This window comes from Enterobacter sp. NFIX58 (assembly GCF_900110475.1).
In the GTDB taxonomy this organism is placed as follows: Bacteria; Pseudomonadota; Gammaproteobacteria; order Enterobacterales; family Enterobacteriaceae; genus Enterobacter; species Enterobacter quasiroggenkampii.
Genome location: NZ_FODW01000001.1, coordinates 1,650,622 through 1,676,833, shown reverse-complemented (window position 1 = coordinate 1,676,833; position 26,212 = coordinate 1,650,622). Strand labels below are relative to the sequence as shown.

At 58.3% G+C, this 26,212-nt stretch carries 27 protein-coding genes; 15 read left to right on the top strand and 12 right to left on the bottom strand.

Translation table 11 applies throughout. The features are described 5' to 3' along the window. The first annotated feature begins 10 nt into the window (after nt 1-10). The 5 genes from BMW97_RS08265 to BMW97_RS08245 all read left to right on the top strand — a co-directional run bounded on the left by BMW97_RS08265 (nt 11) and on the right by BMW97_RS08245 (nt 4,544). Nucleotides 11-865: an isochorismatase gene (locus BMW97_RS08265; RefSeq protein ID WP_045909619.1), complete on the top strand. Its 855-nt coding sequence runs from the start codon at nt 11-13 to the stop codon at nt 863-865. Then, the gene (gene entA / locus BMW97_RS08260; protein ID WP_090392637.1) at nt 865-1,617 is read left to right on the top strand and encodes a 2,3-dihydro-2,3-dihydroxybenzoate dehydrogenase EntA; all 753 of its coding nucleotides are present in this window, start codon (nt 865-867) and stop codon (nt 1,615-1,617) included. The genes BMW97_RS08265 and entA overlap by 1 nt, the downstream gene beginning before the upstream one ends. Further along, complete coding sequence (entH, locus tag BMW97_RS08255; protein WP_045909617.1) at nt 1,618-2,031, top strand: proofreading thioesterase EntH; 414 nt, start codon at nt 1,618-1,620, stop codon at nt 2,029-2,031. Nucleotides 2,032-2,180: 149 nt separating this feature from the next. Continuing rightward, nucleotides 2,181-4,286, top strand: coding sequence for a pyruvate/proton symporter CstA (cstA, locus tag BMW97_RS08250; RefSeq protein ID WP_045909616.1), 2,106 nt, complete (start codon nt 2,181-2,183; stop codon nt 4,284-4,286). A 60-nt stretch (nt 4,287-4,346) separates the two neighbouring features. Further along, on the top strand, nt 4,347-4,544 hold the full coding sequence (locus BMW97_RS08245) for a YbdD/YjiX family protein (protein ID WP_006809671.1): 198 nt from the start codon (nt 4,347-4,349) through the stop codon (nt 4,542-4,544). Here BMW97_RS08245 and BMW97_RS08240 read toward each other — a convergent pair. From BMW97_RS08240 to BMW97_RS08225, 4 genes are all read right to left on the bottom strand, one after another. Further along, nucleotides 4,541-4,945, bottom strand: a complete 405-nt coding sequence (locus tag BMW97_RS08240; RefSeq protein WP_045909615.1) for a helix-turn-helix domain-containing protein — start codon at nt 4,943-4,945, stop codon at nt 4,541-4,543. The two genes, BMW97_RS08245 and BMW97_RS08240, sit on opposite strands and share 4 nt — an antisense overlap. Beyond that, on the bottom strand, nt 4,917-5,222 hold the full coding sequence (locus BMW97_RS08235) for a type II toxin-antitoxin system RelE family toxin (RefSeq protein WP_045909614.1): 306 nt from the start codon (nt 5,220-5,222) through the stop codon (nt 4,917-4,919). Before BMW97_RS08235 ends, BMW97_RS08240 begins: the two co-directional genes overlap by 29 nt. A gap of 182 nt (nt 5,223-5,404) precedes the next feature. Beyond that, nucleotides 5,405-6,148: an SDR family NAD(P)-dependent oxidoreductase gene (locus tag BMW97_RS08230; protein ID WP_045909613.1), complete on the bottom strand. Its 744-nt coding sequence runs from the start codon at nt 6,146-6,148 to the stop codon at nt 5,405-5,407. A 57-nt stretch (nt 6,149-6,205) separates the two neighbouring features. Further along, nucleotides 6,206-7,294: an oxidoreductase gene (locus BMW97_RS08225; protein ID WP_045909612.1), complete on the bottom strand. Its 1,089-nt coding sequence runs from the start codon at nt 7,292-7,294 to the stop codon at nt 6,206-6,208. Between the two features lie 159 nt (nt 7,295-7,453). On the opposite strand from BMW97_RS08225, the gene BMW97_RS08220 reads away from it, so the two are divergent. From BMW97_RS08220 to BMW97_RS08205, 4 genes are all read left to right on the top strand, one after another. Continuing rightward, nucleotides 7,454-8,956: a sugar ABC transporter ATP-binding protein gene (locus BMW97_RS08220; RefSeq protein WP_063621119.1), complete on the top strand. Its 1,503-nt coding sequence runs from the start codon at nt 7,454-7,456 to the stop codon at nt 8,954-8,956. Continuing rightward, on the top strand, nt 8,953-9,948 hold the full coding sequence (locus tag BMW97_RS08215; protein ID WP_045909610.1) for an ABC transporter permease: 996 nt from the start codon (nt 8,953-8,955) through the stop codon (nt 9,946-9,948). The genes BMW97_RS08220 and BMW97_RS08215 overlap by 4 nt, the downstream gene beginning before the upstream one ends. 19 nt (nt 9,949-9,967) lie before the next feature. Beyond that, nucleotides 9,968-11,032, top strand: a complete 1,065-nt coding sequence (locus BMW97_RS08210) for a sugar ABC transporter substrate-binding protein (protein ID WP_090392635.1) — start codon at nt 9,968-9,970, stop codon at nt 11,030-11,032. Between the two features lie 83 nt (nt 11,033-11,115). Next, nucleotides 11,116-12,357, top strand: a complete 1,242-nt coding sequence (locus tag BMW97_RS08205) for an LVIVD repeat-containing protein (protein ID WP_045909609.1) — start codon at nt 11,116-11,118, stop codon at nt 12,355-12,357. Between the two features lie 52 nt (nt 12,358-12,409). Here the strand turns inward: BMW97_RS08205 and mtnK are convergent, their stop codons facing one another. After that, nucleotides 12,410-13,609 carry an S-methyl-5-thioribose kinase gene (mtnK, locus tag BMW97_RS08200; RefSeq protein WP_045909608.1) on the bottom strand — a complete coding sequence of 400 codons (1,200 nt, stop codon included), beginning with the start codon at nt 13,607-13,609 and terminating at the stop codon, nt 12,410-12,412. Between the two features lie 104 nt (nt 13,610-13,713). On the opposite strand from mtnK, the gene mtnA reads away from it, so the two are divergent. Together mtnA and BMW97_RS08190 are read left to right on the top strand one after the other, a co-directional pair. Continuing rightward, nucleotides 13,714-14,730, top strand: coding sequence for an S-methyl-5-thioribose-1-phosphate isomerase (mtnA, locus tag BMW97_RS08195; RefSeq protein WP_045909607.1), 1,017 nt, complete (start codon nt 13,714-13,716; stop codon nt 14,728-14,730). A 42-nt stretch (nt 14,731-14,772) separates the two neighbouring features. Beyond that, nucleotides 14,773-15,243, top strand: a complete 471-nt coding sequence (locus BMW97_RS08190; protein ID WP_045909606.1) for an SRPBCC family protein — start codon at nt 14,773-14,775, stop codon at nt 15,241-15,243. Nucleotides 15,244-15,296: 53 nt separating this feature from the next. On the opposite strand, the gene BMW97_RS08185 is transcribed toward BMW97_RS08190, so the two are convergent. The 3 genes from BMW97_RS08185 to BMW97_RS08175 are packed head-to-tail and all read right to left on the bottom strand — an operon-like array spanning nt 15,297 to nt 17,136. Further along, on the bottom strand, nt 15,297-15,839 hold the full coding sequence (locus BMW97_RS08185) for a 1,2-dihydroxy-3-keto-5-methylthiopentene dioxygenase (RefSeq protein WP_045909605.1): 543 nt from the start codon (nt 15,837-15,839) through the stop codon (nt 15,297-15,299). Continuing rightward, entirely contained in the window at nt 15,836-16,525 is a 690-nt protein-coding gene (gene mtnC / locus BMW97_RS08180) for an acireductone synthase (RefSeq protein ID WP_023334872.1), read from the bottom strand. The genes BMW97_RS08185 and mtnC overlap by 4 nt, the downstream gene beginning before the upstream one ends. Further along, nucleotides 16,522-17,136: a methylthioribulose 1-phosphate dehydratase gene (locus tag BMW97_RS08175; protein ID WP_023618408.1), complete on the bottom strand. Its 615-nt coding sequence runs from the start codon at nt 17,134-17,136 to the stop codon at nt 16,522-16,524. Before BMW97_RS08175 ends, mtnC begins: the two co-directional genes overlap by 4 nt. 123 nt (nt 17,137-17,259) lie before the next feature. Between BMW97_RS08175 and BMW97_RS08170 the strand changes: the two genes are divergently transcribed. Continuing rightward, complete coding sequence (locus BMW97_RS08170; RefSeq protein WP_045909604.1) at nt 17,260-18,420, top strand: pyridoxal phosphate-dependent aminotransferase; 1,161 nt, start codon at nt 17,260-17,262, stop codon at nt 18,418-18,420. Here the strand turns inward: BMW97_RS08170 and BMW97_RS08165 are convergent, their stop codons facing one another. The 3 genes from BMW97_RS08165 to BMW97_RS08155 all read right to left on the bottom strand — a co-directional run bounded on the left by BMW97_RS08165 (nt 18,421) and on the right by BMW97_RS08155 (nt 21,311). Further along, complete coding sequence (locus BMW97_RS08165) at nt 18,421-19,047, bottom strand: IbrB-like domain-containing protein (RefSeq protein ID WP_045909603.1); 627 nt, start codon at nt 19,045-19,047, stop codon at nt 18,421-18,423. After that, on the bottom strand, nt 19,032-20,255 hold the full coding sequence (locus BMW97_RS08160; RefSeq protein ID WP_045909602.1) for a phosphoadenosine phosphosulfate reductase: 1,224 nt from the start codon (nt 20,253-20,255) through the stop codon (nt 19,032-19,034). The genes BMW97_RS08165 and BMW97_RS08160 overlap by 16 nt, the downstream gene beginning before the upstream one ends. Nucleotides 20,256-20,411: 156 nt before the next feature. Further along, nucleotides 20,412-21,311 (bottom strand): DNA-binding transcriptional repressor CitR, encoded by a 900-nt coding sequence (locus tag BMW97_RS08155; protein ID WP_045909601.1) that lies wholly within the window; start codon nt 21,309-21,311, stop codon nt 20,412-20,414. Between the two features lie 675 nt (nt 21,312-21,986). Between BMW97_RS08155 and ahpC the strand changes: the two genes are divergently transcribed. Both ahpC and ahpF read left to right on the top strand, forming a co-directional pair. Continuing rightward, nucleotides 21,987-22,550 (top strand): alkyl hydroperoxide reductase subunit C, encoded by a 564-nt coding sequence (gene ahpC / locus BMW97_RS08150; RefSeq protein WP_008501015.1) that lies wholly within the window; start codon nt 21,987-21,989, stop codon nt 22,548-22,550. Nucleotides 22,551-22,737: 187 nt separating this feature from the next. Next, nucleotides 22,738-24,303, top strand: a complete 1,566-nt coding sequence (gene ahpF, locus BMW97_RS08145; RefSeq protein WP_045909600.1) for an alkyl hydroperoxide reductase subunit F — start codon at nt 22,738-22,740, stop codon at nt 24,301-24,303. Between the two features lie 60 nt (nt 24,304-24,363). Here the strand turns inward: ahpF and uspG are convergent, their stop codons facing one another. Beyond that, complete coding sequence (gene uspG, locus BMW97_RS08140; protein ID WP_023310731.1) at nt 24,364-24,792, bottom strand: universal stress protein UspG; 429 nt, start codon at nt 24,790-24,792, stop codon at nt 24,364-24,366. A gap of 179 nt (nt 24,793-24,971) precedes the next feature. Here uspG and BMW97_RS08135 point away from each other — a divergent pair, with 179 nt between their 5' ends. Next, nucleotides 24,972-26,210, top strand: a complete 1,239-nt coding sequence (locus tag BMW97_RS08135) for a zinc-dependent alcohol dehydrogenase (RefSeq protein WP_045909599.1) — start codon at nt 24,972-24,974, stop codon at nt 26,208-26,210. Nucleotides 26,211-26,212 lie beyond the last annotated feature (2 nt).

Genomic DNA, 26,212 nt, shown 5'->3' with positions numbered 1-26,212 from the left:
GGAACAGAGTATGGCCATTCCAAAATTAACCGCTTACGCGCTGCCGACCGCCGCAGAGCTGCCGACCAGCAAGGTGAACTGGGCGTTTGAGCCCGAGCGCGCAGCGCTGCTGATCCACGATATGCAGGAGTATTTCCTGAACTTCTGGGGCGAAAACAGCGAGATGATGCAGCAGGTGGTGGCGAACATCGCCAGACTGCGCGCCTGGTGCAAAGAACACAATATCCCGGTGTACTACACCGCGCAGCCAAAAGAGCAGAGCGATGACGATCGCGCCCTGCTGAACGACATGTGGGGCCCGGGCCTGACCCGTTCGCCGGAGCAGCAGCGCATCGTCGCCGAGCTGGCGCCGGACGAAGCGGACACGGTGCTGGTGAAGTGGCGCTACAGCGCGTTCCACCGCTCGCCGCTGGAGCAGATGCTGAAAGAGACGGGCCGCAACCAGTTGCTGATTACCGGCGTGTACGCCCACATCGGCTGCATGACCACCGCCACCGACGCCTTTATGCGCGACATTAAGCCGTTCTTCATTGCCGACGCGCTGGCGGATTTCACCCGCGACGAGCACCTGATGTCGCTGAACTATGTGGCCGGACGCTCGGGCCGCGTAGTGATGACTGACGAACTGCTGCCGTCCGTTCCGGCCTCGAAGGCCGCACTGCGCGAGCTTATTCTGCCGCTGCTGGACGAGTCCGACGAGCCGATGGATGACGAAAACCTGATCGACTACGGCCTGGATTCAGTGCGCATGATGGCGCTGGCCGCCCGCTGGCGCAAAGTACACGGCGATATCGACTTCGTGATGCTGGCGAAAAATCCGACCCTCGACGCCTGGTGGGCGCTGCTTTCCCGCGAGGTGAAGTGATGGGATGGGATTTCACCGGTAAAACCGTCTGGGTGACGGGCGCGGGGAAGGGGATTGGCTACGCGACCGCACAGGCATTTGCCGAAGCCGGCGCGCAGGTGACCGGGTTCGATTTGGCCTTCCCGCAGGATCACTATCCGTTTGCCACCGAAACGCTGGACGTGGCGGATGCCGCGCAGGTGCATGAGGTGTGCGGGCGCGTGCTGGCTTCGCTCGAACGGCTGGACGTGCTGGTCAACGCGGCGGGCATTCTGCGCATGGGGGCGACGGACCAGCTCTCGCACAAGGACTGGCAGGACACCTTTGCGGTCAACGTTGGCGGCGCGTTCAATCTGTTCCAGCAGACCATGGGGCAGTTCCGCCGTCAGCAGGGCGGGGCGATTGTGACCGTGGCGTCCGACGCGGCGCACGCGCCGCGCATCGGCATGAGCGCCTATGGCGCATCGAAAGCAGCGCTGAAAAGCCTGGCCCTGACCGTCGGGCTGGAGCTGGCAGGCAGCGGCGTGCGCTGCAATCTGGTGTCGCCGGGCTCAACGGACACCGATATGCAGCGCACTCTGTGGAAAAGCGACGATGCGGAGCAGCAGCGCATCCGCGGCTTCGGCGAGCAGTTTAAGCTCGGTATTCCGCTGGGCAAAATTGCCCGTCCACAGGAGATCGCCAGCACGGTGTTGTTCCTTGCCTCCGATGCCGCCAGCCATATCACCCTGCAGGATATCGTGGTGGACGGCGGCTCCACGCTGGGGGCGTAAATGATCTGGAAACGTCATTTATCGCTTGAGGAACTGAACGCGACCAGCGTGAATACCCTGGTGGCGAACCTGGGCATCGTCTATACCCGCCTCGGGGACGACACGCTGGAAGCGGAGATGCCGGTGGATGCGCGTACCCATCAGCCGTTTGGCCTGCTCCACGGCGGGGCCTCGGCGGCGCTGGCGGAAACGCTCGGCTCAATGGCCGGATTTCTGATGACCCGCGACGGGCAGAGCGTGGTGGGAACGGAGCTGAACGCCACGCATCATCGGGCGGTATCCCACGGCACGGTTCGCGGCGTGTGTCAGCCGCTGCATCTTGGGTGTTCGAGCCAGAGCTGGGAGATTGGGGTTTTCGACGAGCAGGGGCGGCGGTGCTGTACCTGCCGGTTGAGTACGATGGTGCTGGGCTAGCCCAGGCAGATCAAAGTGATCGGCTTAACACTGTGGTGTAAATCTCTGGTTTGACCACGCATTATTGCGTTTCAAAGTTGTTAAATTTTTCCGGTTGTTCTAGAAACAAAATGTAACATCTCACTGTTTCACAACAACGGACAACAACTATGAACAACTCAGGGAAATACCTTACATGGGCAGGGCTCTCCGTTGTGGGAGCCTTTGCCCTGGGCTACATCGCCCTCAACCGGGGGGAGCAGATCAACGCGCTCTGGATCGTCGTTGCCTCGGTCTGCGTTTACCTGATCGCCTATCGTTTTTATGGCCGCTATATCGCTAAAAATGTTCTGGCGGTCGATAGCACCCGCATGACGCCTGCCGTCCGCCATAACGACGGTCTGGACTACGTGCCGACCGACAAGAAAGTGCTGTTCGGTCACCATTTTGCGGCTATCGCCGGGGCAGGCCCGCTGGTGGGCCCGGTGCTGGCGGCGCAGATGGGCTACCTGCCGGGGATGATCTGGATCCTCGCCGGGGTGGTGCTGGCGGGGGCGGTGCAGGACTTTATGGTACTGTTCGTCTCCACCCGCCGCGACGGACGTTCGCTGGGTGAGCTGGTGAAAGAGGAGATGGGGGCCACTGCCGGGGTGATTGCGCTGGTGGCGACCTTTATGATCATGGTGATCATCCTCGCGGTGCTGGCGATGATCGTAGTGAAAGCGTTGACCCACAGCCCGTGGGGAACGTATACCGTAGCCTTTACCATTCCGCTGGCGCTGTTCATGGGGATCTACATCCGCTACCTGCGTCCGGGCCGCATTGGTGAAGTGTCGGTGATTGGTCTGGTGTTGCTCGTGTTCGCCATTATCTCCGGCGGCTGGGTGGCGGAAAGCCCGACCTGGGCACCGTTCTTCGACTTTACCGGCGTACAGCTGACCTGGATGCTGGTGGGCTACGGCTTTGTGGCGGCGGTGTTGCCGGTGTGGCTGCTGCTGGCCCCGCGCGACTACCTTTCAACGTTCCTGAAAATCGGCACTATCGTCGGGCTGGCGATCGGCATTCTGATTATGCGCCCGACCCTGACCATGCCGGCATTAACCAAATTTATCGACGGTACCGGCCCGGTCTGGACCGGCAACCTGTTCCCGTTCCTGTTTATCACCATCGCCTGCGGTGCGGTGTCGGGCTTCCACGCGCTGATCGCCTCCGGGACGACGCCAAAGATGCTGGCGAATGAAAATCAGGCCTGCCTGATTGGCTACGGCGGCATGCTGATGGAGTCCTTCGTGGCCATCATGGCCCTGGTCTCCGCCTGCATTATCGACCCGGGCGTCTACTTCGCGATGAACAGCCCGATGGCAGTCCTGGCTCCGGCCGGTACCGTTGACGTGGTGGCCTCTGCCGCGCAGGTGGTGAGCGGCTGGGGCTTCGCGATTACCCCTGATACGTTGACGAGCATCGCCAGCGAAGTGGGCGAGCAGTCCATTATCTCCCGCGCGGGCGGGGCGCCGACGCTGGCGGTGGGCATGGCGTATATTCTCCACGGCGCGCTGGGCGGGCTGATGGACGTCTCGTTCTGGTATCACTTCGCCATTCTGTTTGAAGCGCTGTTTATCCTGACGGCGGTGGATGCGGGAACCCGTGCGGCGCGCTTTATGCTGCAGGATTTGCTTGGCGTCATCTCCCCGAACCTGAAGCGGACCGACTCGCTCCCGGCTAACCTGCTGGCGACGGCGCTGTGCGTGCTGGCGTGGGGCTATTTCCTGCATCAGGGCGTGGTCGATCCGCTGGGCGGGATTAACACCCTGTGGCCGCTGTTCGGTATCGCCAACCAGATGCTGGCGGGCATGGCGCTGATGCTCTGCGCGGTGGTGCTGTTCAAGATGAAGCGCCAGCGCTATGCGTGGGTGGCGCTGGTGCCTACTGCGTGGCTGCTGATCTGTACCCTGACGGCGGGCTGGCAGAAGGCCTTCAGTCCGGATAACAAGGTGGGCTTCCTGGCAATCGCCAACAAGTTCCAGGCGATGATCGACAGCGGCAAGATCCCGGCACAGTACACCGAATCGCAGCTGTCGCAGCTGGTGTTTAACAACCGTCTGGACGCCGGGCTGACCATCTTCTTTATGGTGGTGGTCGTGGTGCTGGCGTTGTATTCTCTCAAGACCGCGCTGGCGGCATTGAAAGTCGACACGCCAACGGCGAAAGAGACGCCGTATGAGCCAATGCCTGAAAACCTGGAAGAGATTGTGACCCAGGCGAAAGGGGCGCATTAACCTGTGTGCCGGGTGGCGGCTTCGCCTTACCCGGCCTACATTCCCTGTGAGATCAAAACTATGTTCGACACCCTTTCCAAAGCCGGTAAGTACCTGGGCCAGGCCGCCAAAATGATGATTGGCGTGCCGGACTACGACAACTACGTCGAGCATATGCGCGTCAATCATCCGGACCAGACGCCAATGACCTACGAAGAATTTTTCCGTGACCGCCAGGACGCCCGTTACGGCGGCAAGGGCGGGGCGAAGTGCTGTTAACCCTCTTTCGGTAAATAGAGGCTGATCTGCTCCTGCTTGCAGCCGTAGATCGCTGCCAGCTTTTCACGGGTGCGCTTTTGCGGACGGGAGTCCAGCGCTTCCAGCTGTGACACGGCGGACTGGCTGATGCCGAGTTTCTCCGCCACCTCCTGCTGGGATAGCCCGCGCAGGATACGCCACGCGGCCTGCAGGCTGACGTTCTGCCAGGTCATGATGCTGCACACTTCTCCGGGCAATTCCACGTCATCCAGACTATCGTGTTCGACCTCAATATCCTCCAGATCGTCATCGGTTTCGTCGTCAATTTCTGACATCTGTAAGAGCATACGAAAATATTCGTGATAGGGAATAACGGCGTACTGCGTTTTCCCGTTATCGTCCTTGATTAGCTGTACAGCCATAGGTGGCACTCTCCTCATGCAGGTAAGTCGTTGAAGTTCTGCGCTTGACGGCTAAAACATAACAATGGTTATCGGGATCGTCCCGAAGCGTATAGATGATGCGGTAATCGCCAACGCGTAGCCGGAAATGATTTTCGGTCGCCGATATTTTTTTGATATCGGGCCGGGGAGCTGAACGGTCATCCAGCTCATTAAGCTTTACCTCAATGCGGTGCTGATACCGCTCGTCAATCTTTGAAAACGCCTTCTTTGCACCATTGGACCAGACAATCTTCATCCGTACCTCCACTGTACGCCCACACAAACTATAAGGAAATAATAAGACTATTAGATAAATTCCGAATTTCTTATGGGTACTGTAGAGCGGAGAAAAAATACAGGTAAGAGGCAAAACGCAAACCGTCGAGGCGGCTCGAGAAGGCCTCTGCCGGGTGACAGAGGCTTGCAGGAAATATGCGATCAGGCGTTCAACCCGCCGTCGACATCCAGCCCTGTGCCGGAGATCTGCCCCGCAGCCGGGCTGGCGAGGAAGGTGACCGCCGCCGCGATGTCTTCCGGCTGGCCGTAGTGACCAACTGCGATCATCTGGCGCTGGGCTTCCGCCTGTTCGCCGTCTTCCGGGTTCATATCGCTGTTGGTGGGGCCGGGGTGGACAAGGTTAACGGTAATACCGCGCGGGCCCAGATCGCGCGCGAGGCCGCGGGTGAGGGAGTTAAGGGCAGACTTGGTCATCGAGTAAACGGCAATACCCGGCATCGCCACGCGGTTGGCCAGACAGCTGCCGATGTTGATAATGCGCCCGCCGTCGGACATGTGCACCAGTGCTTCCTGAATGGCGATCACCACGCCGCGAATGTTGACGTTGATGAGCGCGTCGATGTCCGCCAGGGTCATGGACTCCAGCGGGCCGCCGCGCGCGATACCCGCGTTGTTGACCAGAATATCCAGCCCGCCAAGGGAACGCGCCGCATGGGTAACGGCATCCTGAATCGCCTGCGCGCTGGCGCTGTCGGCCTGCACAGCTTCGCTGTGTCGTCCCAGCGCCTTAATCTCCTCAGCGACCGCCTGGGCTTTATCGGCAGATTTTTCATACGTAATAATCACATCCGCACCGGCGCGCGCCAGCGACAGTGCAATAGCCCGACCCAACCCGCGGCTGGCACCGGTAACCAGCGCCTTTTTACCTGTTAAATCGATCTGCATGATGACCTCGTTACGAGAGTGGTAAGAATCATCATTAGGTATAGACGGTCAGGGAGATTAACGGCTGAAGTATTCCACCTTCTCAAACGCCGCGTGCAGAACCTCAGGCGTTAACGTCACCGGCAGATAATGAATTGACTCCACCGGACGCAGAGTGTGGGCAATCACTTTATCCAGCTCGTCTCGGTTGTGAATATCGACCTCCAGCGCGCGAAGCGTGGTCGGCAGGTTAAAGCGCCGGTACGCCGCCACCAGCTGCGCCAGCACGTCGTCCTGGCCGAGCAGGGCGCTCTGCACCAGAATGCCGTAGGCCACCTTGGTGCCGTGGAGGTATTTTTCCGTCTGCGGCAGCACGGTTAAACCGTTGTGTACCGCATGCGCCGCCGCCACGCGGGTATAGCGCTCGCCCAGACCGCCAACCATCCCGCCGCCGGCGATAATCGCGTCCACCACGTCCCGGAACGCCTGCGTCTGTTCGCCGCGCTGCTGGTCGGCCAGCGCTTCCTCACTGTGCTCCAGCAGCCCGTCGCGGATTGCCAGCGCGCCGTTGATGCCCAGCCGCACGGTCAGCGGCAGGTTTTCAGGCTGCGGAGCAAGCACTACCGCTTCGTACCACTTCGCCAGCGTATCGCCGATACCCGCCAGCAGGTATTCCGCGGGTGCGTTAAGAATGATCTGTGGCTCTACCAGCACCAGGAAGTTGGCGTCATCGAAGATCTCAAAATGCAGCGCCTGCCCGGCATCGTTGTACCAGACGGAGAGCGGGGTCCATGCCGCGCAGGTAGCGGCAATGGTGGGGATACCCACGAACGGCACGCCCAGACGACGCGCCACGGCCTTGACGGTATCCAGCACCGCGCCGCCGCCGACGCCAATCACCACGCTGGCGTCACTGCCGGATTCGTTCACCAGATGGATGACGTCGCGCTCGCTGCAGTGGCCTTTAAACAGCAGGTGTTTCGCCCCCGGCGCGTGAAAGCTCTCCGGCAGGAACGGGCGTGCGCCGTCGATAGCGCGCTCGCCGTAGATCCACACCGCGCGGGAAAGCTGTTCCGGGGTAAAGAAGTCATTCAGATGCGCAAGGCTTCCGGGATGGGAGAAGTAGTTCGCCGGGCCAGGCACGACGCGGATATCGGTGTTGCTCATGGTGTTGTCCTTTTTTAGCAAGCGCTAACCCGATGTTATGTCTGGACATCCGGATGGCTAATAATATTTCGCTTTAACTTATGCCTTTTCCGTCGTTGTCAGTCAACCGGAGCTGTGAAAAATTCGATAAATCAGAAGAGTTATGAAGGATTTACGCGGATGGTTTCCAGTCGCCTTGAGATGCGCGGTATCAGCCTGGCCTTTTCCGGCTTTCAGGCGCTGTCGCGCGTGAACTTCACCTTAACCGGCGGATCGGTACATGCGCTGACCGGCGCCAACGGCGCGGGGAAATCGACGCTGATGGCGGTGCTGTGCGGGACGCACGACCACTATGAAGGCGAAATCTCCATTAATAACCAGCCGGTAAGCATCCGCGAGCCGCTCGATGCCAAACGGCTGGGGATCCACCTCGTGCAGCAGGAAGTGGACGTGGCGCTGATCCCGGGGTTAAGCATCGCCGAGAACATCATGCTCGACCAGCTGGCGCAGCCGGGGCATCGCTTCCGCTGGCGCGCCGTCCGCCAGCAGGCGAGACAGGCGCTGGCGCAGCTTGACGTTACGCTGGACGTCCGCCGTTCCATCGACAGCTGCACGCTTGCCGAAAAGCAGCAGATTTTGCTGGCGCGCGCCCTGTCACACCACTGCCGTTTTCTCATTCTTGATGAGCCCACCGCGCCGCTGGACGCGCACGAGAGCGAGCGCCTGTTTGCGGTGGTGAGACGGTTAAAGCAGCAGGGCATCGGCGTGGTGTTTATCTCCCACCGCATTCACGAGCTGAAGGCCATCTGCGACACCCTGACGGTGCTGCGCGACGGCAAGCTGATCGAGTCCGGCCCGATGGCCAATCTCAGCGGCGAAGCGATCGTCGAGAAGATGCTCGGCCACGTGCTGAGCGATATCTACCCGCCCGCGCGGCCGCCGCACGGCGACGAAACGTTGCTGCGGGTAGAAGGGCTGCACGACGACGCGCTGCTGAAAGATATCTCCTTGCACCTGCGTAAGGGCGAAATTCTCGGTATTGCCGGGCTGGCGGGCGCGGGCAAAACCGAACTCTGTAAGGCGCTGTTTGGCGCCAGCAAAAGCCGCGTGTCGCGCGGTGAGTTGAATCAACAGCCCTGGCAGCCGCGCGATCCGGCGGACTCGGTGCTGCGCGGCCTGGCGCTGGTGCCGGAAGAGCGGCGTAAAGAGGGCATTTTTATCGACGAGCCGGTGAGCATGAACCTTGCCGTGTGCGCCGATAACAGCTTCTCGCGCTGGAGCCTGTTCGGCCATCGTCAGGCGTGGCGCTGGGCGGAGGAGGTGATCGCCCGCGTCGGCGTGCGCGCCCGCGGTCCCGGACAGGTTTTGCGACGTTTGTCCGGCGGCAACCAGCAGAAGGTCGCCATCGGCAAGTGGCTGCGCAATGACGCGAGTGTGCTGATCTTCGACGAGCCGACCAAAGGCGTGGACGTGAAGGCCAAAACCGATCTGTTCCAGTTGATCGACGGCCTGGCGCGTGAGGGCAAAGGGGTGATTTACGCCTCCGGCGAGTTTGCCGAGCTGGTCGGGCTGTGCGACCGCATCTGCGTGCTGTGGGACGGGCGCATCGTGGCGGAAATCGCCGGGGCCGAGGCCCGTGAAGAGACACTACTTTATTATTCAACCGGAGGAACGGCGTCGTGAGCAAGGCCCTTTCAGTAAACGCGACGGCGTCTGGCCGTCAGCAGATTTTCGATTTTCTCTACAAGTGGGGCATGCTGTTAACCGTCGTCGCGCTGGTGGCCGTCTTTGGCCTGGCGTCGGACAGCTTCCTCGATCCAAACAACATCATCAATATTCTGCGTTCGATTGCCATCGTGACGGTGATAGCCATCGGCGTGTCGATATCGCTGACCATCGGCGGGTTCGATCTCTCCGTAGGATCGACCGCGTCGCTGGCGAACGCGCTGGTGATTTCCCTTTTCGTCTGGCACGGCTTCGGCACCACCGAGTCGATTCTGATCACCCTCGCGCTCTGCACGCTGGTGGGTCTGTTTAACGCCTTTCTGATCGTCATCCTGCGCATTCCGGACATGCTCGCGACGCTGGCCAGCCTGTTTGTGATCCAGGGCGTGGCGATGACCTACAGCTACGGCGGGTCGATTACCGAGAACATGGTGCTGCCGAGCGGTGACATGGCGGAAGGTACCATTCCGGCGACGTTCAGCCTGCTGGGGCAGGTGCCGACGATTGTGATCATCATGCTGGTGGTGACAGTTCTGGCGCAGCTGGGGCTGTCGCTCACCACTCACGGTCGTCGGATGTACGCCATTGGCGGTAACCCGGAAGCGGCGCGCCTCTCAGGGATTCGCACCACCCGCTACAAGGTGGCGGCCTACGTGATTGCCTCCCTGCTGGCGGGCCTAGGCGGGATTTTGCTAGCCTCGCGCATTGGCTCGTCGCAGGTAAACGCGGGCGGCGGTTACCTGATGGATGCGGTGGCGGCGGCGTGGATTGGTTTCTCGCTGGCCGGGTCCGGCAAGCCGAATGCGCTGGGGACCCTGGTGGGGGCGGTTATTCTCGGCGTGCTGTCGAACGGGCTGGTGATGCTCTCCGTGCCGTATTACGCCATGGACATTATAAAAGGGCTGGTGCTCGCGGTAGCACTGGCGATTACCTACATACAAAAACGCTGACAACACAACGGGATAAAAAATGAAAAAGATTGCACTCTCTTTGGTGGCATTAGGGTTATTCACCGCTCTGCCTGGCTTCGCGGCCACGCCCGCACCGCTTCCGGCGGCCATTGCCAACCACGACGGCCCCATTCGCATCGCGGTGATCCGTAACCTCGGCTCAGACGACAACACCACGCAGTTTATTGCCGGAGCCATTCAGGAAGGAAAGAAGCTTGGCTTTAAGGTCAGCACCTTTTTAAGCAACGGGGACGACGCCAAATTCCAGGACTTCGTGAACCAGGCCATCAGCCAGAAGTACGACGGGATTATCTTGTCTCAGGGCCGCGATCCGTACTCCACCGCGCTGGTGAAGAAGGCGGTGGACGCCGGGATTAAGGTCGCCGTCTTTGATACGGCGGTTAATGGCGAGATCCCGGGCGTGACCGTCACCCAGCAGGACGATGCCTCCCTGACGAACCTCTCCTTCGGCCAACTGGCGAAAGATTTCAACGGCAAGGCCAATATCGTCAAGCTGTGGGTGGCGGGCTTCCCGCCGATGGAGCGTCGTCAGGCGGCGTATAAAGAGTTGCAAAAACAGTACCCGGACATCAAAGAGCTGGAGTCTATCGGCGCGGTCTCTTCTGACGTGCAGGGTGACACCGCCAACAAGGTGGGTGCGATTCTGGCGAAATACCCGAAAGGTAAAATCGACGCCATCTGGGGGACCTGGGACGCCTTCAGCCAGGGCGCCTACAAAGCGCTGAAAGAGAACGGCCGTACCGAGATCAAACTCTACAGCATCGACATCTCCAACCAGGATCTGCAGCTGATGCGCGAGCCGGGCAGCCCATGGAAGGTGAGCGTGGCGGTGGATCCGAAGCTGATTGGCGCGACCAACGTGCGTCTGGTGGCGAACAAGATTGCCGGGGAAGCCACGCCTGCGACCTACGATTTTAAGGCGGCCGCTATTCCACAGGCGCTGCTGACCGCCCAGCCGGGTGCGGTGAACGTGGCGTCGCTGGGGAAAATCATTCCGGGTTGGGACCAGACGGAAGATTTTATCGCGCCGTGGTTTGCGACGCTGGAAGCCAGGTCAAAATAATGCCCGGTGGCGCTTCGCTTACCGGGCCTACGGTGTTGTAGGCCGGATAAGGCGAAGCCGCCATCCGGCGAAAGGACTCAACTATGTCTGCATTACCTCAACCCGAATACAGCCGCAACATGCGGCTGATTGGCCATAGCGATCAGGGTGGTCGCCCGGACGGCGTGCAGCTGATGGTGCACCGCGGTTTCGCTTATATCGGCCATATGGTGTCGCAGGGCTTTTCGATTGTCGACGTGCGCGACCCGAAAAACCCGAAAGCGGTGGGCTACGTGCCCGCGCCGCCCGGCACCTGGAACGTGCATCTGCAGGCGCATGATGACCTGCTGCTGGTCATCAACGCCCGGGATCTGTTTGCCGATGCCCGCTTTGCCGACGAGAAGGTCTACTACACCCGCCAGGTGGGCGAGACTGTCCGCGACGTGCAGGACAAAGGCTGGAGCGCCGGGCTGCGCGTGTTTGATATCTCCACGCCGGACAGGCCGCGCGAAATCGGCTTTCTGTCGCTGAGCGGAATCGGCATTCACCGCATCTGGTACGTCGGTGGCCGCTGGGCGTACGTGTCGGCGCTGATCGACGGTTTTACCGACTACATCTTTCTGACGATCGATCTGGCCGACCCGCGTAAGCCTGAGGTGGCAGGGCGCTGGTGGCTGCCGGGGATGAACCAGGCCGAAGGCGAACAGCCGAACTGGCCGGAAGGGAAACGCTACGCACTCCACCATGCGATTATTGCCGGCGATACCGCGTACGGCAGCTGGCGCGACGGCGGCCTGACGCTGCTGGACGTGAAGGATCGTACCCGGCCTAAACTCATTAGCCACCGTAACTGGAGTCCGCCGTTTGGCGGCGGCACGCACACCGCGCTGCCGCTGCCGGACCGCGATCTGCTGGTGGTGCTGGATGAAGCGGTGCTCGACAACCAGGAGGACGGGGAGAAGCTGATCTGGCTGTTTGATATCCGCGAGCCGTCGAACCCGATAAGCATCTCTACCTTCCCGCAGCCGGACGAAACTGACTACGTGGTGAAAGGGGCGCATTTCGGGCCGCACAACCTGCACGAGAACCGGCCGGGGAGCTTTGTCAGCTCCACGCTGATTTTTGCCACGTATCAGAATGCGGGCGTGCGCGCGTATGACATTTCCAATCCGTATCGTCCGGTTGAAACGGGGGCGCTGGTGCCTGCCGCGCCGGCGAAAATGATGGATACCCGCCCGAATCGCCCGCAGGTGATCCAGTCGTGTGACGTGTTCGTGGATGCGCAGGGAATTATCTACAGCACGGATTATAACGGCGGGCTGTCGGTGATTGAGTATTTGGGGTAAGTGCGGTTTGATGCCCTCACCCCGGCCCTCTCCCACAGGGAGAGGGAGAAAATCAACTGTACTGCCGTACCCGCGCCACCAGATCTTCCGCACTGTCGATACGGTCGGCAATAACAATCAGCGCCTTGCCGAGCGTTATCGCGTGGCGAAGGCATTCGTGGCGCATCGCCTCGTCCTGAATGGTGTCGATATCCGCGACGTGGGAAAGCCCGACGCTGCGGCGAATCAGCTCGGTGCCGCAGAAACCGATGGCATCATGCCAGACCTTTTTCAGGAAGGCGGAGGCATAGCCCGGCGCGCTGAGCGCGGCGTCGCGTGTTTTCTCGTGTGCCAGCGCCTGGAAGCGCTCCGCGAAGGTGTTCCACAGTTCCTGAATATCGGTCAGACGTTGCTCGCGGGCGGCAGCGGCATCGCGAATGCCCAGATGTCCCGGCAGGCCGCAGAAGTTCAGCAGCAGGTTGCCGATAGCGGTGCCGACATCAAAGCCCATCGGCCCGAAATAGCCGAACTCGGCGTCGATGGCCTTCAGGCTGCCGTCGGCCACAAAAATCGAGCCGCTGTGAATGTCTCCGTGCAGCAGAGCTTCAGCCTGAGAAAAGAAACGGTGCTTCAGGGAGGCCACGGCAATTTTCAGCTGGGCGTCGTCGCGCAGCGCGGCGACGTCATTTTCCAGCTCGGCCGGGTAGCTGTTGCGTTCGTGGATCTGGTACGGATCGTTGAAGAACAGATCTTCGGTGATCTCGCACATCTCCGGGTTGATGAATTTCGCCACCTGCGCTTTTTTCTCGTGCGGGTGCAGGTAGAAATCGCTGGTGTGGAACAGCGCGTGCGCGAGGTATTCACCCAGCTGACGCGCAGCCTGCGGGTAATAATTATTTTTGATCAGCTCGCCGCGCCAGATGCGATGGCTGGAGAGATCTTCCATCACCATCACCGCCAGTTCCGGGTCAAAGTGGTGGATTTTCACCGTGTGCTGCGGGCTGTGCCGGTAGTGCTCGACCAGGGTTTGCGCCTCCAGACGGGCGCGGTCCAGCGTCAGCGGCCAGGACTCGCCGACGCAGCGCACGTAGGGCAGCGCCTGCTTAACGATGATGCGGCTCACGCCCGCGCTGTCGAAGATTTTGAACACCAGATTGAGGTTGCCGTCGCCTACCTCCTGCGCCTCCACCAGCGATGAAGGATCGTCAAGGCCGCCAAACTGCCTGGCATATTCCACGGCGTCCTGAGCGGTAAAGGTACGGTATTGCGACATGGCCTGCTCCTCACGGGTTTGCTAATAAAGACATGTAGACGTCTATACATCTGGATTTCATCCTGACACAATGTGCTACAACAACGCAACAGGGAATTAACGACATGCAGACATTACAGACGACCAGCCTGCGGGTAGCGGATAATCAGCTCTTTATTCTCGACCAGCAGGCCCTTCCGCAGGAGAAACGCTGGCTGGATGCCTCAACGGTAGAGGCGCTGGTGGGTCATATTCACGCCCTGCGGGTGCGCGGCGCGCCGCTGATCGGTCTCTCTGCAAGTCTGCTGCTGGCGCTGCTGGCGGAAAACGGCAAAAGCCGTGACGAGCTGGCGGTTGCGCTGGAAACCCTGCGCGCATCCCGCCCGACGGCGGTGAACCTGATGAATAATCTTGACCGCATGAAGCTGGCGCTGTGGCAGGAAGAGTATGTTCCGGCGCTGGTGGCGGAGGCGCTGCGCCTGATCGACGAAGACAAACGGCTCTGTGACGCCATTGCGAGAGCGGGTAGCGCGCTGGTGAAGCCCGGCAGCCGTCTGCTGACCCACTGCAACACCGGCGGGCTGGCAACGGCGGGCGTCGGCACCGCGCTGGGCGTGATTGCTCGCGCGCATCAGGAAGGCAAGGTCAGCAACGTCTGGGTCGATGAAACCCGTCCGCTGCTGCAGGGGGGAAGATTAACCGCCTGGGAACTTGGCGAGCTGGGTGTGCCGTATCAGCTAATTACCGATTCCATGGCCGCCAGACTGATGGCGAAAGGGCAGGTGGACGCAGTGTGGGTGGGTGCAGACCGCATTGCTGCCAACGGCGACGTGGCGAACAAGATTGGCACCTATTCCCTGGCGGTGCTGGCAAAATTCCACGGCATTCCGTTCTACGTGGCCGCGCCGCAAACGACCCTCGATCCGGACTGCCCGAACGGCGACGCGATCCCGATTGAGCAGCGCGCCGCCAGCGAGGTGACGGGCGTCGCCGGAAGCTTTGGCGCGGTGCAGTGGGCGCCGGAAAACGCGCAAGTCTACAACCCGGCGTTTGACGTAACGCCCGCCTCGCTGATTAGCGGCTGGGTGCTGGATACGGGGGTGGTCACGCCGGAAGCGGTGGCAAACGGCAAATTCGCCTGAGTCCGGCTATCCTTTAAGGGGTTCCCTTAAGAGGACAATATCGTGACGCTCGATCCTGAAACAGACTTAAAACTGGAGCGCGTGGTGGATGCCCCGCGCGACCTGCTGTGGCTCTGCTGGACTACCCCCGAGCATATCAAAAACTTCTTCATTCCTGCTCCCCATAAGGTGACCGAATGCGACCTTGACCTCCGCGTGGGCGGACGGTTCAACACCGTGTTTGAGGTGGACGGTCAGCGGATGGATAACCGGGGGGTGTTCCTTGAAATCGACCCGGGAAAAAAGCTGGTCTTTACCGACGGCTATACCGAAGGCTGGAAACCAACCGAGAAGCCGTTTATGACGGCGATCCTGCTGCTGGAAGAGGTGGGCGAGGGCAAAACGCGCTATACGGCGATTGCGCGCCACCCCACGAAGGAAATCCGCGAGCAGCACGAGCAGATGGGTTTCCACGAAGGGTGGGGGATAGTGCTGGATCAGCTGGTGGAGTATGTGAAGAGGCTAAACGCGTAGTGCGCGCTGGTGCCCTCACCCCGGCCCTCTCCCACAGGGAGAGGGAGAAAAGATCAAGCGAGGCGCGGATACGCATCCGCAATGGCGTTACCGGTAAACTGGGCCACCCAGCCTTCCGGATTATCGAAAATACGAATCGCCGTAAAGTTCGGCTCTGAGCCCATATCAAACCAGTGCGGCGTGCCCGCGGGCACGGAGATCAGGTCGTTTTTCTCGCACAGCACCTGATACACTTCATCGCCAATGTGCAGGCAGAACAAGCCCGCGCCTTCCACGAAAAAGCGTACTTCGTCCTCGCCGTGGGTGTGTTCGTTCAGGAACTTCGCGCGCAGCGCGTCTTTTTGCGGATTGTCGGCGCGCAGGCTGATCACGTCCCAGCTCTGGTAACCCTTCTCTGCGACCAGTTTGTCGATCGCATGTTGATACGCCGCGATCACGGCTTCAGGCGCGGGATCGTGCCCTAAATCGCGATCCGCCGCCCAGCGTTCAAACCGCACGCCTTTTGCGTTGAGCTGTTGGGCAATCTCGGCGGCGTCGGTGCTGTGCCACTGGTGTTGACTGGCGTCTTTGTCGGAATAAATGGTCAATGCGCTCATGAAGGGATCTGCTCCGGGTTAATCTCGTCAAACTGGTGGACCTGATGGTGGTGGCTTGCGCCGTCATCATCACCGCGAATCAGCTGCAGGGTACGAAAACCTGCCTGTTCAGCCGCGTCCAGCTCCTGATGAATATCGGAGAGGAAGAGGATCTGCGACGGGGCTATGCCCGTTTGCGCCGCAATGTTCTGATAAGACTGCACCTCGCGCTTGGCGCCGATATGGGTGTCGAAATAGCCGCTGAACAGATGAGTAATATCACCTTCGTCGCTGTAGCCAAATAACAGTTTCTGCGCAGCGACGGAGCCAGAGGAATAAACATAGAGATCAATCCCTTGCGCTTTCCATTTTTCCAGCGCGGGCAGCACGTCCGGGTAGAGATGGCCGGTAAAGTCGCCGTTGACGTAGCCGTCGTGCCAGATGATCCCCTGCAGCGCTTTGAGCGCGGTCGATTTGCGGTCTTCATCCATAAAGGCAAACAGGGCGTCGATAAGCTCGCTGACGCTAGCGTGCGGGTGACCGATTTCATCACGCAGGTTGTCCAGAATGGATTTCACCGGCTCGGCGTACTGCTGCGCGGTCACGAAGGCCGCCAGCCGCTCACGCGCGTAGGGGAACAAAACATCATGGACAAAACGAATATCGCTGGTGGTTCCTTCAATATCCGTCACAATCGCGCGAATCATACTCTCTCCAGTTGTCGTAAACGCATTTCACATTCAAACAGGAACTCCAGTCCTTCCAGATGACGGCGGGCTTCGGCCACATCGCGTCCCCAGCAGGTTAAGCCATGGCCACGCAGAAGAAAACCATAATTAAGCGGACGTTCCTGCGCGTAATGAGCGATTCGTGAGGCGAGGGCGTCAATATCCTGGTCGTTATCGAAGACCGGAATAGCCACCGTGTCCAGATGCGTGGTCTGTCCGGTGAGGGATTTTTGCATCTCAAAGCCGCTGATGTTGAGCTCGGCCTCTTTGACCAGACGGGACAGCACCGTGGCGTTAACCGTGTGAACGTGCAGTACGGCGTTGGCCTCAGGGAACAGACGATAAATCAGCGTGTGCAGCCCGGTCTCCGCCGACGGTTTACGACCGGACGGCGCGCGGTTGGTGGCGATCTCCACCTGCAGAAAGTCATCGGTTGTGAGGCTACCTTTGTCTTTGCCGGATTCGCTAAGCCAGCAGAGATGTTCGTCCTGACGCACCGACATGTTACCGCCGGTGGCGGGCGCCCAGCCTTTGGCACCGATCCAGCGGCAGGCGTCGACCAGATGCGTGAGTTGCAGGTTGTCTGTCATTTTCCTTTTACCCTCTCGGACAGGAATATTCATATTGTTTAGACGTCTAAGCGTCTTGATTGCCAAAGACTAACATCGTGTTATAGTGGCAGCAACATAAGTATTACAAGCAGGCACAACACAATGAGCATTAACGCCTTGATTCCGCAAAGTAAACTTCCCAATCTCGGTACCACCATCTTTACGCAGATGAGCGCTCTGGCGCAGCAGCACAACGCCATTAACCTTTCTCAGGGGTTCCCGGATTTCGACGGCCCGGCTTATCTGCAGGCGCGTTTAGCGTATCACGTTGCGCAGGGGGCGAATCAGTATGCGCCAATGACGGGCGTACAGGCGCTGCGGGAAGCCATTGCCGACAAAACGGCTGAGCTGTATGGTCATAAGCCCGATGCGAACAGCGACATCACGGTGACGGCAGGGGCGACCGAAGCGCTGTATGCGGCCATCACCGCGCTGGTGCGCGCGGGCGATGAAGTGATCTGCTTTGACCCGAGCTACGACAGCTATGCGCCTGCGGTTGAACTTTCCGGCGGCGTGGTGAAACGCGTGGCGTTACAGCCACCGCATTTCCGCCCTGACTGGCAGGCATTTGCTGCGCTGCTGAGTGATAAAACCCGTCTGGTGATCCTGAATACCCCGCATAACCCGTCCGCGACGGTGTGGCAGAAAACGGACTTCGCCGCGCTGTGGCAGGCCATTGCTGAACGTGAAATTTACGTGCTGAGCGATGAAGTTTACGAGCACATCTGCTTTGCAGAAGAGGGACACGCCAGCGTGCTGGCCCATCCGCAGCTTCGCGAGCGCGCTATCGCCGTCTCGTCGTTCGGTAAGACCTACCATATGACCGGCTGGAAAGTGGGCTACTGCGTCGCACCGGCCGCCATTAGCGCTGAGCTGCGCAAGGTGCATCAGTACCTGACCTTTGCCGTGAACACGCCAGCTCAGCTGGCGCTGGCGGATATGCTGCGCGCGGAGCCCGAGCATTATCGCGCGCTGCCGCGTTTCTACCGTGAACGTCGGGATCTGTTCGTGACGGCGCTGAGTAAAAGCCGCCTGGAAATTTTGCCGTCTGAAGGAACCTATTTCCTGCTCGCGGACTACAGTGCGATTTCCGATCTGGATGACGTCAGCTTTTGCCAGTGGTTGACAAAAGAGGTGGGAGTGGCCGCCATTCCGCTGTCGGTATTCTGCGCCGATCCCTTCCCACACAAGCTGATCCGTCTTTGCTTTGCCAAGCAGGAATCGACGCTGCTGGCGGCGGCAGAGCGTTTGAACACGCTCTGATTATTTCACCGTCCAGGCTTCGGAATAGCGACGGTCTGCAAACAGCGCCAGCAGACCGTTGATTTGCTTGAGGCGCAGCACCTCGTCGCTGTCCATTCCGAGCTCTTTGCCAATTCGCTCATCATTCCAGCCGAGCTGTGCCAGTTCGCGCACGATCTCTGACATGGCGTTAATCTGGTGCCGACCCCGCGCCCGGTTGTGACGGATCGTGGCGGCCATACGGTCATGCTTTTCCTGTCGGTCCTGGCGCAGGCAGGTGACGGGGAGATATCCCTTGAGCTGGCGCTTTAACGCCGCCCGATTTTTGCCGATTTCATGGCGGTGGAAACCATCCACAATTTCGTAATGTTGCGGTTCACTTTCAGTTACGACAAGAGGTTGGGTGAATCCATCGAGTTCCAGCGACCTGGTGAGCAGCCGTTTTTCTGGAGGGGCAACGTTATTGGGGTTGTAGTCGTTAGCGATAATCGCGTCCTGTTTGATCCAGAGCACGCAGTCTATCGGTTGCTCACGAAAAGGACTGTGTCGATGGATCGCTTCACGAAAGGCATTGATGGCGTTAATCCGATCCTCTTCGGAAAGTGACTGCAGGTACGTTTCGATCTCGGTAATTATTCTTTGTCGCATAAAATGCCCCACTCCTTGCGTTTCGCCTTCACTCTGTCGCTGTAGCGCTGATAATGTTTGGGTTTATTTGGGCTGAACGACAGCGCCCTGCACCAGTAGTCATTATTAAGTAAAACCTTACAAATACGGCGCCATGAGGGGATGTCTTTGGCGCCGATATCGCCCTCCTGCGTCTCGGGAATATCCGGCATGCCTCTCTTCTGATACCAGTGCAGATAGATCGCGATTTTATTGCGGTAATGCTCAGCCGTGTTTTGCGGCATGCTGTCCAGCAGGAGCATGGCGTAGTCGCGCCAGCCGAGGTGCTCGGGTTTGAGGATTTTGCGGTGGCCGTAAAAATGGTTGTCCTGCCCGGCGTAGATACCGCCGCTGCGCACGCCGCTGACGCGCTCGCACATCGCGGCCCAGCGCTCGGGCTCGAGAACGTGATAGAGCCAGAGCCCCTGGCGCTGTTCCGGGCCGAAGGGTTCGCAGATGCGCATATAGCGCGGCGGGACGCCCGCCTGAAACATGAGGTTGTAGAGCGGGTTATAGCTGCACCCGGATTTTGCAAACCATGTCCAGATGTCTGCGGTTTTCCAGTCGTAGAGAGGATAGACGTACCACGCGTGCCCCCCGGGAGCGGTGGTTGTCCAGGGCTTATCGTCCGCGAAGCGCTGCTTGCGGTTGTTGGCGATGGTCAAAAACCGGTTGTAGGATTCATCGGCGCGGATGCCCACCAGCATGGCTGCCGGCCGGTGCAGGGCAAACCAGTCGGAAAACGAGCGGACAAACGCTTCAAAGGTCATTCCCGCCTGGTAAAAATCAAAATAATCGGCAGCGGTGATGGCATCTTCCGGCGGCTGGCGCACCCAGTGCACGCCCGGCGCCCAGCACTGCCATTCCGGCTGATACTGTGAGAGCGAATTCTGCGTGGTCAGCGGAAGCGCCACCCAGTAAAAGTGCTCGATGACGTCCCGGTAGCATTCGCGTAGCGCATTAACGTGCTCAATGGTGCAGGAGAACTGAGCCTCCCAGTCAATAAACAGCACGCTGATTTTTCGCTTTTGCGCCCGGGCCATTTGCGCGGTGAGATGCAGCATGACGGTGGAGTCTTTGCCGCCGGAAAAGGAGACGCAGATGCGGGAAAAAGTGGCGAACGTCCAGTCGATGCGCGCCTGCGCGGCCTCCAGCACGTTAAGCTGCAGGGGATGTTTATACAGTGACATGTGCAATCTCTTCCTGAGGATGACTGTCGGGGCTTTTATTTACTCTAATTAAACATGAATAGTAAAGATATTAAAGCGAAACCGGAATAATGCGATTTATCCATGCCTGGATTGTTGCCCAAATGTAATTAAAAAGTATTCGGGCAATATCGGAAATTATTCCGCTTCGATTTTTTCAATGAATTGCGAAAACACGCTGCTGTTTAACGCTGAACGATTATATAGCATAAAAATATCTAATTTCGGAACCGTGAAAGGCAAGGCGACGCGCTTCAGGTTGAGAATGTCTTTATATCGCTCAAACATTGCGGTTGGAACAAAACCGACTAAATCACTCATGCCAATAATATTCATAATCGAAATCAGCGAGTCGCTGCGGAAGCAGAAATTCCGTTCCGGAAGGAGTACGTTCGACTGCTGCTGGAAGTCCTTTATGCCGTTCTCCTGGCTGCGCATCAGCGTGAATTTTTCCTGGCAGAGCTCCTCAAGCGTTGCGCTATCGCCAAGGCGGGGGTGCTCTTTGCAGCAGACCAGCTGTGCCGAAAACTGGATAAAGCGGGTACAGACGATAGAGCGGCTGTTAACCGGCGCAAAACTAAACACCAGATCGGCCTTGCGGTAGGCGAGCAGATCCTCGGCCGACTCAGGCGATAAGACCACATCATTATGTTCTATCTCGTAATTTCCGTCCGCAAGCAGAGACCTTAGCAGGTCGCCCAATCGCCCCTGGACCAGAATCTGCGGGCAGTAGATGACAAAGCTCTTTTTGATCTGCGCGTTATTCAGGATATTGATGGTCTGCTCAATATGATTAAGGTTTTCTTCCAGATGATGATGCAGGTTGATCCCCACGGTCGTCGGGGTGATGCCTTTACCCGAACGAATAAAAAGCGGGTCATTCAGCTGCGTACGCAGGCGTTGCAGAGACTGGCTCACCGCAGAGGGCGTGATATAGAGTGTTTCCGCTGCCTTGCTAATGCTGAGGTGCTGATAAATGCACTCAAAAATGACTAACAGATTGAGATCGAATTTTTTAAGGTCATAAAGATTTGCCATGGATCATCCTGAGTGTGTTGTTGTAATCTCATAACTAATAACTATAGTTCGAAGTTAATCATTTACAATCCTTGTGATTAACCTGCTTATTATATTTTGAATTCAAGCTTAATATATCACGAGGCTGGATTATTGAAATAGAACTTCAGCCGTTATTAAGATATTTTTATCTTTAAAACATGCAGCGTTGTTCTCAAATAAGCACTACCGGTTATACATTTGCTGTGACGCATTATTGCCACTTTAGCGCCGGCTACCAGTCTGACCACTTATTGCAATCCATTCTCATTATTAATTCTCTCGTTATGTCGGGCAGACGCGGGCGTTATTCGGTAAAACCTATCGCAGCCATAGGGCGGAATGCCGGCGTGACGGATTGCCCAAACTGAAAACCGGTGCTGTAATCAAACCGCTGTTACGGCCTGATATAAGGTATGTAGAGCGCAACGCAACGCCAGCCCCGGCTGGCACTGAAAGTTCCTGTGGAAAGTTCAGGTATCAGGGCCGCCCACCAGGGCGGCCTTTTTACGTTCAGGCTTTCCGTTAATTCAGTTCACAACGTTGTCTTGTTGGTGTTGTAAGGTTTGGCTGATTGATTTGATAAAGCATACGCATTAGCCCCGATGGATAAAGTTGGTTACCTTACATCTCAACGAAAACACGGAGGAAGTACAGATGTCTTTGATTAACACTAAAATTAAACCTTTCAAAAACCAGGCGTTCAAAAACGGTGAGTTCATCGAAGTAACCGAGAAAGATACCGAAGGTCGCTGGAGCGTCTTCTTCTTCTATCCGGCTGACTTCACCTTCGTTTGCCCGACCGAACTGGGCGACGTGGCTGACCATTACGACGAACTGCAGAAGCTGGGCGTAGACGTTTACTCTGTGTCTACCGATACCCACTTCACCCACAAAGCGTGGCACAGCAGCTCTGAAACCATCGCCAAAATCAAATACGCGATGATCGGTGACCCGACTGGCGCCCTGACCCGTAACTTCGACAACATGCGTGAAGATGAAGGCCTGGCAGACCGCGCGACCTTCGTCGTTGACCCGCAGGGCATTATCCAGGCTATCGAAGTTACCGCTGAAGGTATCGGCCGTGATGCGTCTGACCTGCTGCGTAAAGTGAAAGCAGCGCAGTATGTCGCTTCTCACCCAGGCGAAGTTTGCCCGGCTAAATGGAAAGAAGGCGAAGCAACGCTGGCGCCATCCCTGGACCTGGTCGGCAAGATCTAAGTCTGTAAAGCCTGGCGGCGCTACGCTTGCACAGGCCTACAGTATCGTAGGCCGGGTAAACGAAGTGCCACCCGGCAATCAATGGGCGCACCCGCGCCCATGTTATTCCAGCACCATGATGCAAGTTGCATTCAGGCCGCCCGCATAAGGCAGCTTGCATGATGACGTCTTAAGAGAGGGAAGAACAATGCTCGACACAAATATGAAAACCCAGCTCAAGGCCTACCTTGAGAAACTGACTAAACCCGTTGAGCTGATTGCCACGCTGGACGACAGCGCGAAATCGGCAGAGATCAAAGAACTGCTGGCTGAGATCGCCGAACTGTCGCCAAAAGTGACCTTCAAAGAAGATAACTCGCTTAACGTCCGTAAGCCTTCTTTCCTGATTACTAACCCAGGCTCTGAGCTGGGGCCGCGTTTTGCCGGCTCGCCGCTGGGGCATGAATTTACCTCGCTGGTGCTGGCGCTGCTGTGGACCGGCGGTCATCCGTCGAAAGAGGCGCAGGCGCTGCTGGAGCAGATCCGCGATATCGACGGTGATTTTGAGTTTGAAACCTATTACTCGCTCTCCTGCCACAACTGTCCGGACGTGGTGCAGGCGCTGAACCTGATGTCGGTCCTCAACCCGCGCATCAAGCACACGGCAATTGACGGCGGTACCTTCCAGAATGAAATCACCGATCGCAACGTGATGGGCGTTCCGGCGGTGTATCTGAACGGTCAGGAATTCGGTCAGGGTCGTATGACGCTGACGGAAATCGTCGCCAAAGTGGATACCGGTGCCGAAAAACGTGCCGCAGAAGCGCTGAACAAACGTGATGCCTATGACGTGCTGATTGTCGGTTCCGGTCCGGCGGGCGCGGCGGCGGCAGTGTACTCCGCGCGTAAAGGGATCCGCACGGGCCTGATGGGCGAGCGCTTCGGTGGCCAGGTACTGGATACCGTGGACATTGAAAACTATATCTCCGTGCCGAAAACCGAAGGCCAGAAACTGGCCGGCGCGCTGAAGGCGCACGTCAGCGATTACGACGTAGACGTGATCGACAGCCAGAGCGCCAGCAAGCTGGTGCCTGCTGCGGTTGAGGGGGGGTTACACCAGATTGAAACCGCCTCCGGCGCGGTGCTGAAAGCACGCAGCATCATCATTGCCACCGGTGCGAAATGGCGCAACATGAACGTCCCGGGTGAAGATCAGTATCGCACCAAAGGCGTGACCTACTGCCCGCACTGCGACGGCCCGCTGTTCAAAGGCAAGCGCGTGGCGGTGATCGGCGGCGGAAACTCCGGCGTGGAAGCGGCTATCGACCTGGCGGGGATTGTTGAACACGTCACCCTGCTGGAGTTCGCGCCAGAAATGAAAGCCGACCAGGTGCTGCAGGACAAAGTTCGCAGCCTGAAAAACGTCGACATCATACTGAACGCGCAGACCACGGAAGTGAAGGGCGACGGCAGCAAGGTGACCGGTCTGGAATACCGCGACCGCGTGAGTGGCGACGTGCACAGCGTGCAGCTTTCAGGGATCTTCGTGCAGATTGGTCTGCTGCCAAACACCACCTGGCTGGAAGGCGCGATTGAGCGCAACCGCATGGGCGAAATCATTATTGATGCGAAGTGTGAAACCAGCGTGAAGGGCGTGTTTGCGGCGGGTGACTGCACCACCGTGCCGTACAAACAGATCATTATCGCCACGGGTGAAGGGGCGAAGGCGTCTCTCAGCGCGTTTGACTACCTGATCCGCACCAAAACCGCATAAGAAAAGAAAGTAAGGCTACACCTGCAATAGCGAGAGGCCACCGAAAGGTGGCCTCTTTTTTTATCTGACGACCATCACCGGTATATGCGTGTGGCGGATCACGCTGGAGGCGTTAGATCCCAGCAGATGCGTGGTAATGGAAGGGTTGCGCGAACCGATGACCACCACGTCTGCTTTCAGCTCGTTCGCCAGTTCATTTACCGCATCACGTACGCTGCCGAATCTGACGTGCGTTTTGATCCGTGAAGGGTCGATGCTGAAGTGGCTGACCATGGTTTGCAGGCGCGTTTCCGCCTCGTGCTGCAGATGCTCTTCGAAGCGGCGCACATCGGCAGCAAAGCGGTGCAGGCTCAGGCTGGCGGAGCCCGGGAGCACGTGCAACAGATGGATGACCCCGTCCTGCTGCGCCAGGAACTCCGCGTGGCGTACGGCCTTGTCGCTCAACTCCATCTCAAAAACATCAACCGGCATAATGATTCTCTGATACATACCGTTTCTCCTTGTTTATAAACGCTGTACTCATTCAACCACAAAATAGTCATGGTTTCTGTAAGCGCCCCGTCAGTTTTCTTATCTTGCCAGGATAAATCTCAAAAGAACCGTATTCACGGGCAGACCTTCAGGGGTAGCTACCCTTATACACTTACCTGGAACCTTTCGGAGGTCGCATGAAAGCACTTACGTATCACGGTCCACACCATGTTCGCGTCGAGAATGTCCCCGACCCCATCATCGAACAGCCCGACGATATCATTCTGCGCGTCACGGCTACGGCTATCTGCGGCTCCGATTTGCATCTCTACCGCGGAAAGATCCCGAAGGTGCAGCACGGCGATATTTTTGGCCATGAGTTTATGGGGGAAATCGTCGAGTGCGGTGCAGAGGTAAAGAATTTGCAAAAAGGCGATCGCGTGGTGATCCCTTTTGTCATCGCCTGCGGAGACTGTTTCTTCTGTCGTCTGCAGCAATACGCGGCCTGTGAGAATACCAACGCCGGGCAGGGTGCTGCACTGAACAAAAAGCAAATCCCCGCGCCGGCCGCGCTGTTTGGCTATAGCCACCTCTACGGCGGTGTGCCGGGGGGACAGGCGGAATACGTTCGCGTGCCAAAGGGGAACGTCGGGCCGTTTAAAGTCCCGCAGCTTCTTTCTGATGATAAAGCACTTTTCCTTTCCGACATTTTACCCACGGCCTGGCAGGCGGCAAAAAATGCACAGATTGAAAAAGGCTCAAGCGTAGCCGTTTTCGGCGCCGGGCCGGTGGGGCTACTGACCATTGCCTGCGCGCGGCTGCTGGGGGCTGAGCAGATCTTTGTCATCGATCACCATCCTTACCGGTTGCGATTTGCCGAGGCACGATACGGCGCAATTCCCATCAACTTCGATGATGACAACGACGCCGCGGAAAAAATCATCGAGCAGACCGCGGGCCAGCGCGGCGTTGACGCTGTGATTGATGCGGTCGGGTTTGAAGCGAAAGGCAGCACCACGGAAACGATCCTCAGCAATCTTAAAATTGAAGGCAGCAGCGGCAAAGCGTTGCGTCAGTGCATTGCTGCCGTGCGGCGCGGCGGGGTGGTCAGCGTACCCGGCGTATACGCAGGGTTTATCCATGGCTTCCTGTTTGGCGATGCCTTTGATAAGGGGCTGACGTTTAAGATGGGCCAGACGCACGTCCATGCCTGGCTGGGTGAACTTTTACCGCTGATCGAAAAAGGGCTGCTTACACCGGAAGAGATCGTGACCCACTATCTCCCCCTTGCGGATGCGGAGCGCGCCTATAAGATTTTCGAAAAACGGGAGGAGGAGTGCCGGAAGGTGATTCTGGTCCCGGGGGCAGACACGCCCGAAGCCGCAGAGCAGACCGTTAAGGGCCTGGTGAACGCCTTCCCGGGTGGGGTGGCCTGAGA